This is a genomic window from Auritidibacter ignavus (assembly GCF_003703835.1).
Lineage (GTDB): Bacteria > Actinomycetota > Actinomycetes > Actinomycetales > Micrococcaceae > Auritidibacter > Auritidibacter ignavus.
On record NZ_RDQR01000001.1, the window covers coordinates 123,775 to 139,040 of the forward strand.

The window sequence follows — 15,266 nt, forward strand, 5'->3', positions numbered from 1 at the left end:
AGTGGACTTATCAACTGCTTCGGTCGCGTCTTAGCGACCGAATTGTTCGGAGAGCCCCTGGGCGACAGCATGGGGAACAAATTCGGAGATGTCTCCACCCAAACTGGCGATTTCCTTCACCAGCGTGGACGAGACATGCTGGTACCGGGCATCGGCAGGCAGGAACACAGTTTCTACCCCGGAAAGGTGGCGGTTAAAGGTCGCCATCGGAGTTTCGTATTCCACGTCCGTGGGATTACGAATGCCCTTGACCAGCGCATTCGCCCCTTGCTGGCGGCAGACCTCGGCGATCAGCCCGGTCTCCATCGGCACCACCGAGACACCGCTGAGTGATGAGACGGTTTGCTCAATCATGTCCAGACGTTGCTCGAGACTGAACAGGTACTTCTTCTGCGGGTTGGTGGATACCGCAATGACAACCTCGTCGAAGATGAAGGTTGCGCGCGCAATGATCTCGATATGGCCTTTATGGACTGGGTCAAAGGAGCCGGGGCATACTGCACGTTGCATATCTCGAACTTACTATGGATCTATGGACAACGCACAAGACCCAACAGTCATCCCGCAATCCAGCGTCACCGAATTTCCTCCCGGCCCATGGCAAGCCGTAGCTACCGGTGCCGGCTTACTCACCGACGGTGTACCGGCTCCCACGATCTTTGAGGAGATGACCACGGCCGCACGTGAGTATGAGGCGGTCAATCTGGGGCAAGGGTTCCCTGATCAAGACGGACCAGAGTTTATCCGCGCCCGTGCCGGGGAGATCATCGCCGCAGGTAGCGCCACCTACCCCGGGGCTAACCAGTACGCTGCCGGTACCGGGTTTGAGTCATTACGGCAAGCGCTAGCTAACTATTACCGTCGTAGCACCGAGGTGGAGTGGGATCCTGCCTCAAATATTCTGGTGACCACCGGGGCGACGGAAGCTCTGGCCGCTAGCATTCTGGCCTTCGTGAACCCCGGAGACGAAGTCATCACCTTTGAGCCCTCATATGACTCCTACGGCGCCATCATCGGTCTGGCGGGAGCCCGCGATGTTCCGGTTCCCCTGCACGCCCCCGATTTTCAGCCCAGCCCAGAGGCATTAGAACAGGCCATCACCGATGCGACACGGATGGTCATCCTCAATACGCCGCATAACCCGTCAGGTCGCTCAGTCGATGCCGCCACGCTGGCGCAGATCGTGGAGATCTGTGCCCGGCACAATGTGTGGTTGCTCTCCGATGAGGTCTACGAAACGCTGATGTACACCGGTGAACACCGCTCGGCTGCTATCTACGCCCACGGTGCCCAGGGATACTCCAAAATCATCACCGTGTCGTCTGCAGGAAAAATGCTCTCGTTGACCGGCTGGAAGGTCGGGTGGCTGTTGGCCGATGCACCGGTGGTCTCCGCTATTCGCGCGGTCAAACAGTTTCTGACGTATTCTTCGGGTCCGGCATACCAAATGGCCGTTGCGGAGGCCCTGGATGCTCCGGACCGACTGGATCCCTTCCTCGCATCCCAACGCGCCGAATTTGGTGCCCAACGCGACCGGTTGGTGACCGCGCTCCGCTCGGCTGGACTGGATCCGGTCGTACCGGATGCCGGCTATTTTGTGGTGGTCGATCTGGCTCCGCTGGGTGTCACCGATGCAGCCACCGCGGCTCGCGAGCTGGTCAAGGATCCGGGTATTGCTGGCATCCCGGTGTCGTCATTCTGTTCCACCGACAACGCGCTCAAGCGGTTCGGGTCTTGGATGCGGCTGGCCTTCTGCAAGTCTCCAACGGTGATGGACCAGGCGCTACAGCGGCTCGAACGCCTGCCTGATGGCCGGTGACGCGGCGATAGTCTGGTGGTCGATCGCTAGTCCCGGGGTACTTTTCGCACGTAGAACACCGCCGATTCTCCGTAGGTTCTGGTGTCGATGATCTCGGTGGCGGCCGGAAAGCGCGGGGGCTGCGAGCGCGCCGACCGTTCCAAGACCAGCAGTCCGTCGACCACCAGGGCCGGAAAGATCAGAGCCAGCACCTGATCGAGCTTCTCGCCTTCGATCGGGTACGGCGGGTCGGCTAGGGCCAGGTCAAAATCTCCGTGCGCGTTCTTCTCCCCCGCCAGCCGGGTGGCTAGCAAGGGCAAGAATTTTTCCACGGTGGCCTGACGCACCGTGATGACCTTCCGGGACCCACCCAAGGCCCGGTTGACGGCTTGGGCATTGTCTCGTGCCACGGCGACAGCCTGGCGGTGGTTGTCAACCGAGATGACCTGTTGGGCTCCCCGGGAGGCAGCTTCGGCACCCAAAGCACCTGAGCCAGCAAACAGGTCCAAGACCCGGGTGTTGTCCAACCAACCTTTGGTCTCCAACCAGGAGAACACCGCTTCTTTGGTCCGGGCGGCGCTGGGGCGGGTGTGGTCACCGGCCAGGGTTTTCAGACGCAACCCGCCGGCGGCCCCGGCGATAATTCGGTTCACAGGTGGCTCCTCCCCGGTGACGGTGGCTAGTTCTTGACCAGGTACGCCGATCCCTCGGCGTGCTCATCATCCCAGACGTCTACCGCGTGTGCCAAGGCCGGGTGGTGTTCCAGAGTGGGGTCACGCTCCAGGGTGGGGGCAATCCAGTTGTTAGCGGCCACGATCAAGTCCTCGTCACGGATCACCCGCAACACGCGCAGGCGAGAGGAGTAGCCGTGTTGGCTTGCTCCAAGGACATCGCCTTCGCCACGTTGTTCGACATCGGCCCGGGCGATCTCGAAACCGTCTTGGGTTTCGGCCAGCACCGCGAGCCGATCCAGGGAGGGATGGTGATCCGGCAATCGGGTTGCCAAAAAACACCGGGCGGCAGCGCGACCACGTCCCACCCGTCCGCGGAGTTGGTGCAGGGTGGAGAGTCCGAAGGACTCGGCATCAAGGATGGCCATGACCGTGGCGTTGGGAATGTCAACCCCGACTTCAATCACGGTAGTCGAGACCAGCACGTCAATCTCCCCGGCGACCAGCTGTTGCATCACCGCTCGCTGGGTGTCGGCGTCCTGTCGGCCGTGCACCATACCGAAGCGCACCTGCTGGCGGTCAAAGACCGAGACCTGCGGAAGCTTGTGCACCATCTCGGTCACACTGGCCGCATGTGCGGGGTCGGCCAGTTCCGTACTGGCTGGTTGCTCGGCGGGGTCCGGCGGATCGATTTTGGGGCAGACGATAAAGGCTTGATGTCCGGCAGCGACCTCTTCGGCGATAATTTCCCAGACTCTGCCAATAATCTGAGGGCCGTGGGCCATCCGTGCCACATGAGTTTCAACCGGTTGCCGGCCCGAGGGTAATCCGTGGAGCAACGTGATGTTCAGATCACCGAAGACGGTCATCGCCACCGAGCGTGGGATGGGCGTGGCGGTCATGACCAGCATGTGGGCCCCGGGGTGGTCTTCACGCAACGTCTCGCGCTGGTCTACTCCGAAGCGGTGTTGCTCATCGATGACAATCAGTCCCAGCTCAGCAAAGGAGACCTGGTCAGAAAACAGTGCGTGGGTGCCAATCACGATGCCGGCTTGGCCGGAGGCGATCTTGAGCAACGCCTGTTTTGTCTGCGCGGTCGTCATCGACCCGGTCAACAGGACAACTTCGGTAGCTGGGCCGGTGTAGGAGCTCAATTGCCCGGCGGTGGCCAGCGGGCCCAGCGTCGTCGTGATGGATTGATAGTGCTGGGTGGCCAACACCTCGGTTGGGGCCACTAGCACGGCTTGGGCTCCCGAGTCCACCACCTGGGCCATGGCCCGCAGAGCCACCAGGGTTTTCCCCGAGCCGACTTCGCCTTGGAGCAGACGCGACATGGCGGTGGTGGAGTTCAGCTCGGCGGCTAGCTGGTCGCCGGCTTCGCGCTGTCCGGCAGTGAGGCTAAACGGCAGGTGCTCATCCAATGCGGTCCGGATTCCGTGCTTACGCACCGGGTAGGCGGTTGCCGTCCGGTCGGTGCCGTATGCGGTCCGACGTTGGGCCAGCAGGGTTTGGAGGATGACCGCTTCTTGGAGCGCAAACCGGCGACGGGCGCGGTGAGCCTCGTCGATGGTCTCGGGCCGATGAATCATGGTGTACGCCTCCCCCAGGTGGGGCAGGTTGCCTTGGGTCACCAGCAACTCGGCGGGAACAGGATCTTCGATGACATCCCAATTGATGGCGTCCAACACCATCTCGATGCAGGTGCGAATCGTCCAGGTCGGTAGCTTGGCCGTGGCGGGATAGACCGGCACCGGGGCTAAATCGGCGGCGGTGAGGGTCGCGTTGGCGGTGTCCACATCCTCGTAGCCGGTCGACAGGATTGAGAATTCCGGGTTATTCAGGGTCAGCTGGTGGCGGTACAGGCTGGTTTTGCCGTGGAAGATAGCGTGCGCTCCAGCGCTGAGGCGTTTCAGCGCGTCCCAGCCATTGAAAAATGCCATCGACATCATCGAATCATCGGCTTGGTCGGTGACCACCACCTCGACAATGAAGCCTTTGCGCGAGCGCATCTGGCGTTTGGTCACCGACAGGACTTTGGCCACGACGGTGACGTGTTCCCCGACCGGCAACGAGGAAATGGGGGTCAGTTCACCACGTTCGATCCAGCGGCGCGGAAAGTAATCCAGCAGGGCCCCGGTGGTGGTAATGTTCAGTTCGGTCGCGATCCGGCCGGCGGTCTGGGGGCCCAGCAGTCGATCCAGTCCCAGGTGGAGCGGGTGGTTAATGCTGGTGGTCGTCATGGGTGTGACAGTGTTCGTCGTCGATCTCGTGCAGTGCGGTGATGGTGAGGTTTTCGGGCTCTCCCACTCTCCGGATGAGGTCCAGGGCCTGTTCCGATTCTGGGACGTGGACGTGTAGCCGCCAGCGCACGGTGCCGGCTTGGTCTTCGGACATGGTCATCGGCGACATGATCACCGAGTCGCCGATCTCATCCAGACCAAAGCGCAAGGTCGCTGCATCCAGGGGGGTTAGCTCCAGCGAGCACATCACTTCGAAGCCTTCCTCGACGTCCATGTCTTGGTGCACGTGTGGGTATTGCGGGTGGAAACCATTGAGCGAGTCTAAGATATCGGGGTCGAGGCGCTGGCCTCGCACGGAGGCGCGTAACGCGTCCAGGACCAGTAGCAGTCCCATTCCTCCGGCATCTACCACGTGAGCTTTGGTGAGTTCATGGAGCTGGTGCTCGGTCTCCACGGCCGATCGCCAGGCTGCCTCAACCACGCTGTTGACCACGACTTCCAGGGTTTTGCGAGAATGCCGGCGGTCCTCTTCGGCATAGTTCAGTTCCTGCAGACCGGTCTGTGCGGCCTGGGTGGCGGCCTCGAGGACCGAGAGCATGGTGCCTTCTTGAGGGTCTGATAACGCGGCCCACGCAGCGGTGCGGGCTCGTTGGAGGCCGGCAAGGAATAACGGTGCGCTCAGTCGGCTGGCACCGTCCAGAGGTGGGGCCATCGCATTGATAATCACCGCAATCAGCGTGCCAGAATTGCCGTGGGCATGATCCAAGGCGGCCCGTCCGGCCACGCCCAGGCAGTCACCGACGGTCATGGTGGCTTGCTGGTCGTCGCTGAGGCTTTCCACATGGGCCATCAACGCTACCCGGGAGGCGGAGATGGTGGCATACATATTGGAGCCGGTATCCCCATCGGCGACGGGAAAAATATTAATGGCGTTCAGCCGATCACTGGCGTTACCCAGGGCTGATTCAGAGAGTTTGAGCCAGCGCAATACGTCACGGATGGCATGAGACGTCGTCTGCACCTGCGTGGTGAAACTCTCTGTGCTCATGCCCTGATTCCGTTCGTGGTGACAACATCGCTCAGCGCTGGTCATCGGCCCGGTCTTTCTCCGGCGATTCCATGCGTCTTTACCCTATCGATTCATGGGCCTAATTGCTATGCGAACACTCAATATTGGCTGGAATGGTCCACTCGTGGCATACGCTGGAGATTATGTTTGGTCATGATCATCACCTGCGACATCGCGTTGCGATGTGGGGCTTGCTCGCCGGTGCGCTGAGCGTTGTTGCTACCGGGTGCAGTGCCACGGTGGCCGGTATTGAGGTGGCCGAGGATGCCACCAACCCGGAATGCGCTGAAGCCATGGTGGCGCTGCCCGATGAAGTTGCCGGCCAGGAACGTCGTCGGACTGACTCCCAATCAACTGCCGCCTGGGGAGACCCCGCCACTGTGATCTTTCGGTGTGGTGTGCCGGTCCCCGGCCCCACCACCGAACATTGTGTGGAAGCCAACGGCGTCGATTGGATTACCCAAGAAGAAGACCAAGCCTGGCGTCTGACCACCTACGGGCGGGACCCGGCCATGGAGGTAGTCTTCACCGCCGATGCGGTGGCCTCCTCCTCGGTCATGGTGGACCTGGCCGATGCGGTCTCACGCGTTGAGTCCTTCGGGCAATGCACCACCTCGGATGTGGAGACCGTGGAACCAATACCCGAGACCAGCCCGCTGGAACAGCAGTAACCAGTAGCGGCCACCAGTGCCGACGGTGTTCGTCCCCTTCCTGCCTAGCCCTGCGCCGTCAGTGACCGCGGCGTCCAAGGTTCAGGCCGTGGGTGATCAGGTGCTCGATCAGGCTGGAGTAGTTCACTCCCGAGTGTTCCCACATTTGCGGATACATCGAGATGGGAGTGAAACCGGGCATGGTGTTGATCTCGTTGATCACAAAGTGCCCGTCGTGGGTGTAGAAGAAATCCACCCGGGAGAGCCCGCGGGCATCGACGGCATCAAAACCGCGCACCGCAAGCTGACGGATCTCGCGGATAGCCTCATCGCTGAGGTCGGCCGGACACTGCAGTTGCGCGGCGGATTGGTCTTGGTATTTGGCGGAGAAATCATAAAACGGCAGGTGTTCGTCATCGCCCACCACTGAGATTTCGCCGGGATAGGAGGCAATTGATCCTTTGTCTGGCCCCAGATCCAGCACCGCGCATTCGATTTCGCGACCGTCGATGCCAACCTCGACCAGTACCTTGGTGTCAAAGGTGCGAGCCTGTTGGATTGCTGGTTCCAGCTGCTCGGGTGCGTCCACGCGGGAAATCCCCAGCGAGGAACCACCGCGGGCGGGTTTGACGAATACCGGTAGCGGGAGCCGACCCACTCGTTGTAGCACCGCCTCACGCTCGGTCTGCCATTGGCGTTCGGTGATAGTGACCCAGTCACCGACGTCCAACCCGGCATGAACGAAGGCAATCTTCATGAAGTGCTTATCCATACCCACCGCCGAAGACAACACGCCGGTACCGACATAGGGCACCCCGACAGTCTCACAGTAGCCCTGCAGGCTACCGTCCTCTCCCCCGGGTCCGTGCAACAGCGGGAAGACAATATCGACGTGTTCCAGCACCTCGCCGTCGTCGTTGCGCAAGGTAACCGGATCCCCGGCCACCAGGTGCACCGGCTGATCGGGTTCGGGCACCCGAGGCAACCGGGAGCCCAGGGCCGATTGGCCGGCAGAGGTCTCATCGCTGTCGTCGTTGACTAATGTCCCCACACTCCAGGGGGCACCGTGCTGGTGGGCGGTCCCTAGTCGATTCCAGTAGCCCTGGGAGGTGATCCCGACCGGGATGGGGCGGAACTTCTGCGGATCCATAGCATTGAGCACCCCGACTGCAGAAACGATGGAGACCGGATGTTCTGGTGAAATACCACCAAAGAGCACCAGCACGTTGAGGGGTTGTTCCCCGGTGGAATACTGTGCGGTGTCGACAGGCAGTGGTGTGCTCATAACCGCGCCTCCGGTTTCAAATCTCGTCCCAGCAGTAATGTTGAAATATCGGAAATGCTGATCTGGCCGTTGACCACAGCGTTCATCGCCTCAGAAATCGGCATTTCCACCCCGGCTGAGTGGGCCAGGGCCACCACCGCAGACACGGATTTCACCGATTCGGCGGTTTGCTCCATCCGGTCGATGACTTCTTGGGTCGACAGCCCTTGCCCGTAGAGTCGTCCGGCGGTGCGGTTGCGGGACAACGGTGAGGCACAGGTGGCCACCAGGTCACCGAGCCCGGCCAGTCCGGCCAGGGTATCGGGGTTGCCCCCTACGGCAGTGGCCAGGCGGGTGGTTTCGGTCAGTCCGCGCGTAATAATGGATGCTTTGGAGTTATCTCCCAGCCCCTGGCCATCGCAGAGCCCCACCGCCAGGGCGATAATATTTTTGACCACGCCACCAATTTCGACACCGGTGACGTCAGTATTGCGATAGGGCCGGAAGTATTTGGAATTACACAACGCCACCACCCAGTCGGCGACCGATTCTTCACGACAGGCCACCACGGTGGCGGTGGGTTCTTCATGGGCGATTTCCATAGCCAGGTTCGGGCCGGAGACCACGACAAAGCGTTCGGGTCCAAGCTGTAGTTCGGACTGACACAGTTCCCACATCGACGATTGGCTATCCCGTTCCAGGCCCTTGACCAAAGAGACGATCACGGTCTCGGACCCGATGTTCTCGGTGAGGTCAGAAAGCACACCGCGCACCTGCTGCGCCGGAACAGCTAGGACCACCAGGTCGGCGGTCCTGACTGCCTCGACGGCGTCGGTGGTGGCGGTAATGGATGCAGGAAGCACAATATCGGAGAGGTATTGGCTATTGCGGTGGGAGAGGTTGATATCGTCGGCGACTTCCTGACGACGCGCCCAGAGCCGGACGGTAACCTCTTCACCCCGCTCTTCGGCAGCATCGGCGAGAACTTTCGCAAAGGTTGTCCCCCACGAGCCTGAGCCCAAAATGGCAACCGTGACTGCCTGGGTGGACCGAAGGGGGTGCAAACGTGCGGTATCAGCCGTCATCGGTTCGCCTTTCTGAGTGCTGCGGTGCCGGTCCGTTCCTGGGGCGCGGTGCTCGCGCGTGCTTGAGCGCCTGATCCGGACCTTCATAGCGTTGCCTGGAGGGGTTCCACAGCTGGTTTGTCGGCGGGTTCTTCCCGCGAAGTGGCGCGACCAGGTCGGTCACGGCCGTCATCATCCGCCAGGTGGTGTCATGCAACACAGTGCTATTCAGTGTCGTATCGCGCAGGTCGGAGAGGTCCAGGGGTTTTCCGACGTTGATCTGGTGGATGGTGCGCGGCCACATTTTCGGCTTGGTGGCCCGTTTCGGCAACATCCTGTGCAGTCCCCATTGACCCACCGGCACCACCGGAGCACCGGTCTTCAACGCCAAACGTGCCACCCCGGTTTTGCCCTGCATCGGCCAATAATCCGGGTCCGTGGTAATCGTCCCCTCGGGATAGATGATCACCACGCCCCCTTCGCCAATGACTTCGGACGCCACCCGCAGAGATTCTTGCCCGCGACCACCGCGGTCGACCGGAATCTGTTTCAACCCATTCAGCGCAGTTTTCAGCCCAGGGATCCCAAACAGTTCTTTCTTGGCCATGAAGTGCGGTAGCTTGCCGTGGTTATACAGCATGTGCCCCAGGGCCACCGGGTCAATCTGCGAGATATGGTTGGCGACGACAATACAGCCACCATCCGGAAGGTTATCGGTCCCGGTCCATTTCTTGCCGTAGGCCATATTCACCAGCGGGCGCACGATATTGGCGGCCACGGCGAACTGTAGCCGCTCTGCAAACGGTTCACTCACGCTGAGACTCGGTCTTCCGTGCTCGACAACTCAACATCGGCGCCGAGACCATCCAACTTGGTCATGAATTTCTCATAACCGCGGTTGATGATTTCTAGCCCGGTGGCCTGCGAGGTGCCCTGGGCTGCGAGGGCGGCGAGCAGGTGAGAGAATCCGCCACGGAGATCTGGAATATCGAACTTCGCACCGTGCAACTGGGTGGGGCCCGAGATCACCGCAGAGTGTAAGAAGTTGCGTTGCCCGAAACGGCAGGGCACTGAACCCAAGCACTCTCGGTGCAACTGAATCGAGGCGCCCATCCGCACCAGCGCGTCAGTGAATCCGAAACGGTTTTCGTAGACGGTCTCGTGCACAATGGACACGCCGGAGGCTTGGGTCAGGGCCACGACCAAAGGTTGTTGCCAGTCGGTCATAAACCCTGGGTGCACATCGGTTTCCAGCACCAACGGCTTGAGATCTCCGCCGTTGCGCCAAAACCGAATGCCGGTGTCGCTGACCTCAAATTCACCTCCGATTTTGCGGTAGACGTTCAAGAACGCGGTCAAATCGCGTTGCATGGCGCCTTCGACGAAAATGTCGCCGGTGGTCACCAGGGCAGCCGAGGCCCAGGAAGCGGCCTCATTGCGGTCATAGATGGCAAAGTGGTTATAACCGCCCAGTTCCGAAACCCCTTCAATCCGGATGGTGCGGTCGGTTTGGACGGTAATAATCGCGCCCATCTTCTGTAGGACGTGAATCAGATCGTGAATCTCTGGTTCCACGGCAGCGCCCTTGAGCTCGGTGATCCCTTCAGCTTTCACCGCGGTGAGCAATACCTGCTCGGTGGCTCCGACTGAGGGGTACGGCAGTTCCAGCTTGGCGCCTTTGAGGCCTTTGGGGGCCCGGATATGAATACCCGAGGGTAATTTATCCACCACGGCGCCGAAACTCCGTAGCACGGTGAGATGAAAGTCAATGGGACGATCACCGATCTGGCACCCGCCCAGATCCGGGATAAAGGCTTCACCGACCGAGTGCATCAAGGGGCCGCAGAATAGGATCGGAATCCGGGAATCACCGGCGAACGCATCGATCTCCGAATTGGCTGCGGTGGTGGTATCAGAGGGGTTGAGGTAGACTTCGCCGGACTCTTTATTCCACTCCACGACAACACCATGGAGCTTCAACAGCCCGATCACGATCTCGACGTCCTTAATTTCCGGGACGTTGCGGATAATGGATGGTTTAGACCCCAACAGTGCAGCGACCATGGCTTTGGGCACCAGGTTCTTTGCACCGCGTACCGAAACTGTTCCTGTCAGGGGCTTGCCCCCATTGATTGTTAGTAGCTTCGACATCTACGTCTAAATCCTCCAAGATCCCACCGCTGCGGCCACCTGTCATCGTGACGGCGGGACGTCACCATGGCTTGTATGGGAAAAACTGTTATGTGGTCCGAAAACTAGTCTAAGTGATCATGACCGAAACGATGAGCGCTTCGCCGGGAGCGTGGTGGGTTTAAACCCGGGGCGACGTTTTTCAAAATCGGCGATAGCCTTTTCGTGGCGCAGAGTAATGCCAATGTCGTCCAGCCCCTCCATGAGCCTCCACCGCGTGTAGTCGTCTATGTCGAAGTGTGTCGTTAGCCCCCCGCAAGAGACCACCCGGTGTGCCAAATCCACGCTGACGGCAGTGCCCGGATGATTCTCCAGCTCTTTCCAGATCAACTCAACATCACTGTGGTTCACAACACCAGCCACCAGACCTTGTTTGCCGGCGTTGGAGCGGAAAATATCGCCGAAACGCGCCGAGAGGATCACTTTAAATCCGTAGTCCCGCAGTGCCCAGACGGCGTGCTCGCGGGAGGAACCGGTCCCGAAATCCGGTCCGGCCACCAGCACACTGCCGTGGCTGTAGGCAGGCTGGTTGAGTACGAAGTCCTCGTCCTGGCGCCACCGTTCAAACAGCGCGTCGTCGAAACCGGTCTTACTGATTCGTTTCAGATACATGGCCGGCAGGATTTGATCGGTATCGACGTTGGAGGCCTTCAGCGGCACGCCGACCCCGGTGTGGGTCACAAACTTTTCCATGAGCTGTCCTCTCTGTTCCCGCTATTCAGCCGCGGTCTCGCCGGCCGGTGTGGTAGCCATCACGGGCGGGGCCAGTCCTAAATCTGCCGGTGATGACAAGGTGCCACGCACTGCGGTGGCAGCGGCCACCACCGGAGACACCAGGTGCGTGCGTCCGCCCCGACCTTGTCTCCCCTCAAAGTTGCGATTCGAGGTTGAAGCGCAACGTTCTCCGGGGGCAAGCTGGTCAGGGTTCATCCCCAAACACATCGAGCATCCAGCAAATCGCCATTCGGCTCCGAAATCTCGGAAGATCTGGTCCAATCCTTCGGCTTCGGCTTGCAGGCGGACCTGCATCGAGCCGGGTACCACCAGCATCGTGACGTTCTCGGCTTTGCGCTGTCCCTGGATGATCTGGGCCGCTGCACGCAAATCTTCAATTCGGGCATTGGTGCAGGACCCGAGGAACACGGTGTCAACGGCGATGTCCTTCATCTTCGTGCCCGGGGTGAGGTCCATGTATTCCAAGGCCCGAACCGCCGAGTCATGCTCGACCGGGTCATCAAAGGAGTCGGGATCGGGCACCTCAGCGTTCAATGGCACGCCCTGTCCCGGATTGGTCCCCCACGTCACGAAGGGCTCGAGTTCATGGGCGTCAATGAAGACCTCCCGATCGAAGACGGCCCCCTCATCGGTGTGCAATGTCTGCCAATAGGCCATCGCCTCATCCCACTGGTGCCCCTGCGGAGCGTGTGGACGACCCTTGAGATACCTGAAAGTGGTCTCATCGGGGGCGATCATCCCGGCTCGGGCTCCGGCCTCGATGGACATGTTGCAGATGGTCATCCGGGCTTCCATGGATAGCGACCGAATGGCCGATCCGCGGTATTCCAGCACATACCCGGCTCCCCCTCCGGTGCCGATCTTGGCGATGACCGCCAGAATAATGTCTTTGGAGGACACCCCGGGCCGCAAGGTGCCTTCAACATTGATGGCCATGGTTTTAAATGGTTGCATTGACAGGGTCTGGGTGGCCATGACGTGTTCGACCTCCGAGGTGCCGATACCAAAAGCCAGCGCCCCCATCGCACCGTGGGTCGAGGTGTGGGAGTCACCACACACCACCGTCATACCCGGCTGGGTCAAGCCCAGCTGGGGTCCCACCACGTGAACAATGCCTTGGTCGTCATCCCCCAGCGAGTGCAAACGGATGCCGAAATCCTGCACATTATCACGCAGGGTACTGACCTGAAGCCGGGAGGTGGGCTCCTGGATCATGGCGTTGATATCCCGGGTGGGCACATTGTGATCTTCGGTGCCAATAGTCAGATCGGGCCGGCGCACCGCGCGGTTGGCCATGCGCAACCCTTCGAAGGCCTGTGGGGAGGTGACCTCATGAATCATGTGGAGGTCGATATAAAGCAGGTCCGGGGTCTGCACATCGCCCTGCGTTTCGCCGGGCACGACCACATGGTCCTGCCAGACCTTCTCCGCTAACGTCCGAGGCGCGTTCTCGGTCATGGTTCCCTGCTCCTTGATGCTCGAGGTGAATCGCGACTGGCGATGACCACCGATAACTTGCCCTCAGACTGGCACCACCGGCGAGAAATTCCAACCTCTCCACGTTCCCATCTCATTTATTGAGATACACACCGAGGTGCCCGTAGAATCTGTCGTGATGAGCGATAAATCTGAGATCCCCCCGTCGGGAGTTGGCGTCATCGACAAAGCGATGACGATCATGGCAGCTTTGGAATCTGGCCCGGCTGACCTGACCACGCTGGTCGCTGCCACCGGTATTCCCCGCCCGACATTGCACCGCATTGCTGCCGCGCTGATCCATCATCGCCTGCTCACCAAGGACGAGCGTTCTCGCTATGTGCTGGGCCACCGGATTGGCGAGTTAGCAGCAGCAATGGGTGGCGATGATCCTCTGGCTGTGGTTGCGCCCGACACACTGCGCTGGTTGGCCGAGATGACCGGAGAATCCACGCAGGTGTACCGGCGTCAAGGAGACTTACGGTTGTGCGTGGCCACGGCCGAGCGCCCTGTCGGGTTCCGGGACACCATTCCGATCGGTTCCCGTTTCTCCATGAAGGCCGGCTCGGCAGCTCAGGTGTTTTTAGCCTGGGAAGACCACGATGAAATGGTTTCCGGTCTGGATGGCGCTGTTTTTTCAGCGAGCACCTTGGCTCAAGTGCGCCGCCAGGGGTGGGCCCAAACCGTGGCAGAACGCGAAGACGGCCTCGGTTCGGTGTCGGCTCCGATTCGGGCGGCCAATGGCAAGGTGGTGGCTGCTGTGTCAATGTCTGGACCGGTCGATCGCATCACTCGCCATCCGGGGAAATTACACGCCACCTCGGTAGTGGCCGCCGCTCACCGAATCTCTGACCTCTACCAGAATTATTCTGCCTAGCTGGTCCGGAAATGATCCCAGCCGGGACCCTGGTCCTGTTCCGCTGCCGCCCAGCTCTCGCCGTCGACGGTGGTGGCCGGGCTCAGGGTGCCGATGACTTCGAAGCCGTCGGGAATCGGGTCGTACTCACCGATCACGGCCAGCAACCCGTAGTCTTCTCCCCCACCGTGGACCCACTGCTCGGCCGTCGCGGTCTCACCGGTCAGGGCTTGTGCCAACGGCGCCAGCTCGGTGGCTCGGTGACGCACCCATGTCGGGTCAACGCGTACCCTCGCCCGGTTGGCTTTCGCCAAACGGTGCGCATCGCGACCGATCCCGTCGGAGACATCCATCATCGCTACCACCTGCCGGGCCACGGCCGGTCCCACGGCCAGCTCCGGACGGGGCCGGAGTTGGGCCCGCACTGCCCGGGCGGCATCACGAGACAGTGCCCGTGGGAGCTCGGTGGTGGACTCCAAGACCTCCAGCCCAGCAGCTGCCCAGCCGGGGTGGCCACGATGAATCAGCCGGTAGGAACTGGCTACTGTGGGGTTAGCGCGAATGGACCGTTGTGTCACGGCCTCGGTGGCCAGCACCCCAAGGGCGGTGAGCGAGGCTGAAATTTCGGCGCCTGCGGTCAAATCTCCCCCGGCGACTTTGACTCCCGGCACCCCCAAATAATGCAGGCTGGCCATCACTCCGGTGGCAAACTGCTCCACCCATTGGACCCGAAGCCATCCGGGCAGTGCCAGGGAAATAACCAGGTGGGTGGGGATTGCTCCCATGGCGTTGAGATCAGAAAGATTCTGGGCGACCAGTTTCCAACCGGTGGAGTATCCGTTGTCCTCGACCCCACGGGGCCACGATAGTCGGAAACTGCGGTCCTGGTTCATGGTGTCAGCGCAGACCACCATCCGGGCTGGGCCCGCGCCTGGTGCCGTGTGGTGACCAAGGTGAATCACGGCCGCGTCATCGCCGGGGCCGACCTCGTCCTCGGCCCAGCTGGTAAAGAATCGAGCGTGAAGAATGTCGAGAATGCCATCTTCACCGATATCTGCTATGGTCATCGTGGCCTTTCGCGCGTCAGCCGGTCATCGGTCGAGCTGCACATGGCGAGAACGAAAAAACCTCCGGTGGTGCCACCGGAGGTTCCTCGACTGTGACCCCAGCGGGATTCGAACCCGCGTTACCGCCGTGAGAGGGCGGCGTACTAGGCCGCTATACGATGGGGCCAAAACCCGTCGAGACGGGTT

Annotated in this window: 14 protein-coding genes and 1 tRNA gene; 3 read left to right on the top strand and 12 right to left on the bottom strand. The window is 60.9% G+C overall.

From position 1 onward, the window contains the following. Window positions 1-30: 30 nt before the first annotated feature. Complete coding sequence (coaD, locus tag DYI20_RS00565; protein ID WP_110100336.1) at window positions 31-510, bottom strand: pantetheine-phosphate adenylyltransferase; 480 nt, start codon at window positions 508-510, stop codon at window positions 31-33. A gap of 22 nt (window positions 511-532) precedes the next feature. Here coaD and DYI20_RS00570 point away from each other — a divergent pair, with 22 nt between their 5' ends. Continuing rightward, window positions 533-1,819, top strand: coding sequence for an aminotransferase class I/II-fold pyridoxal phosphate-dependent enzyme (locus tag DYI20_RS00570; RefSeq protein WP_110100335.1), 1,287 nt, complete (start codon window positions 533-535; stop codon window positions 1,817-1,819). A 26-nt stretch (window positions 1,820-1,845) separates the two neighbouring features. Here the strand turns inward: DYI20_RS00570 and DYI20_RS00575 are convergent, their stop codons facing one another. Genes DYI20_RS00575 through DYI20_RS00585 form a run of 3 tightly spaced genes read right to left on the bottom strand, consistent with a single transcriptional unit; the run spans window position 1,846 to window position 5,757 of the window. Beyond that, window positions 1,846-2,451 (bottom strand): RsmD family RNA methyltransferase, encoded by a 606-nt coding sequence (locus DYI20_RS00575; RefSeq protein WP_110100334.1) that lies wholly within the window; start codon window positions 2,449-2,451, stop codon window positions 1,846-1,848. A gap of 26 nt (window positions 2,452-2,477) precedes the next feature. Continuing rightward, window positions 2,478-4,709, bottom strand: a complete 2,232-nt coding sequence (locus DYI20_RS00580) for an ATP-dependent DNA helicase RecG (protein ID WP_208392077.1) — start codon at window positions 4,707-4,709, stop codon at window positions 2,478-2,480. Next, entirely contained in the window at window positions 4,690-5,757 is a 1,068-nt protein-coding gene (locus DYI20_RS00585) for a DAK2 domain-containing protein (RefSeq protein ID WP_110099455.1), read from the bottom strand. Before DYI20_RS00585 ends, DYI20_RS00580 begins: the two co-directional genes overlap by 20 nt. Before the next feature lie 164 nt (window positions 5,758-5,921). Between DYI20_RS00585 and DYI20_RS00590 the strand changes: the two genes are divergently transcribed. Next, window positions 5,922-6,449: a DUF3515 domain-containing protein gene (locus DYI20_RS00590; RefSeq protein ID WP_233242773.1), complete on the top strand. Its 528-nt coding sequence runs from the start codon at window positions 5,922-5,924 to the stop codon at window positions 6,447-6,449. 58 nt (window positions 6,450-6,507) lie between these two features. Here the strand turns inward: DYI20_RS00590 and DYI20_RS00595 are convergent, their stop codons facing one another. The 6 genes from DYI20_RS00595 to leuC all read right to left on the bottom strand — a co-directional run bounded on the left by DYI20_RS00595 (window position 6,508) and on the right by leuC (window position 13,139). Beyond that, window positions 6,508-7,713, bottom strand: coding sequence for a D-alanine--D-alanine ligase family protein (locus DYI20_RS00595; RefSeq protein ID WP_110100333.1), 1,206 nt, complete (start codon window positions 7,711-7,713; stop codon window positions 6,508-6,510). Next, window positions 7,710-8,777 (bottom strand): NAD(P)H-dependent glycerol-3-phosphate dehydrogenase, encoded by a 1,068-nt coding sequence (locus DYI20_RS00600; RefSeq protein ID WP_110100332.1) that lies wholly within the window; start codon window positions 8,775-8,777, stop codon window positions 7,710-7,712. Before DYI20_RS00600 ends, DYI20_RS00595 begins: the two co-directional genes overlap by 4 nt. Next, the gene (locus DYI20_RS00605; RefSeq protein ID WP_233242774.1) at window positions 8,767-9,570 is read right to left on the bottom strand and encodes a lysophospholipid acyltransferase family protein; all 804 of its coding nucleotides are present in this window, start codon (window positions 9,568-9,570) and stop codon (window positions 8,767-8,769) included. The genes DYI20_RS00600 and DYI20_RS00605 overlap by 11 nt, the downstream gene beginning before the upstream one ends. Further along, window positions 9,567-10,907: a UDP-N-acetylglucosamine 1-carboxyvinyltransferase gene (gene murA / locus DYI20_RS00610; protein ID WP_110100331.1), complete on the bottom strand. Its 1,341-nt coding sequence runs from the start codon at window positions 10,905-10,907 to the stop codon at window positions 9,567-9,569. Before murA ends, DYI20_RS00605 begins: the two co-directional genes overlap by 4 nt. A 117-nt stretch (window positions 10,908-11,024) precedes the next feature. Continuing rightward, window positions 11,025-11,639: a 3-isopropylmalate dehydratase small subunit gene (gene leuD / locus DYI20_RS00615; RefSeq protein ID WP_110100330.1), complete on the bottom strand. Its 615-nt coding sequence runs from the start codon at window positions 11,637-11,639 to the stop codon at window positions 11,025-11,027. 21 nt (window positions 11,640-11,660) lie between these two features. Beyond that, entirely contained in the window at window positions 11,661-13,139 is a 1,479-nt protein-coding gene (leuC, locus tag DYI20_RS00620) for a 3-isopropylmalate dehydratase large subunit (protein ID WP_110100329.1), read from the bottom strand. A 157-nt stretch (window positions 13,140-13,296) separates the two neighbouring features. Between leuC and DYI20_RS00625 the strand changes: the two genes are divergently transcribed. Continuing rightward, window positions 13,297-14,034 (top strand): IclR family transcriptional regulator, encoded by a 738-nt coding sequence (locus DYI20_RS00625; RefSeq protein ID WP_110100328.1) that lies wholly within the window; start codon window positions 13,297-13,299, stop codon window positions 14,032-14,034. Here the strand turns inward: DYI20_RS00625 and DYI20_RS00630 are convergent. Both DYI20_RS00630 and DYI20_RS00635 read right to left on the bottom strand, forming a co-directional pair. Then, window positions 14,031-15,080 carry a thiamine-phosphate kinase gene (locus DYI20_RS00630; RefSeq protein WP_110100327.1) on the bottom strand — a complete coding sequence of 350 codons (1,050 nt, stop codon included), beginning with the start codon at window positions 15,078-15,080 and terminating at the stop codon, window positions 14,031-14,033. The genes DYI20_RS00625 and DYI20_RS00630 overlap by 4 nt on opposite strands. 93 nt (window positions 15,081-15,173) lie before the next feature. After that, window positions 15,174-15,246: transfer RNA gene (locus DYI20_RS00635), tRNA-Glu, on the bottom strand. Window positions 15,247-15,266: the final 20 nt, after the last annotated feature.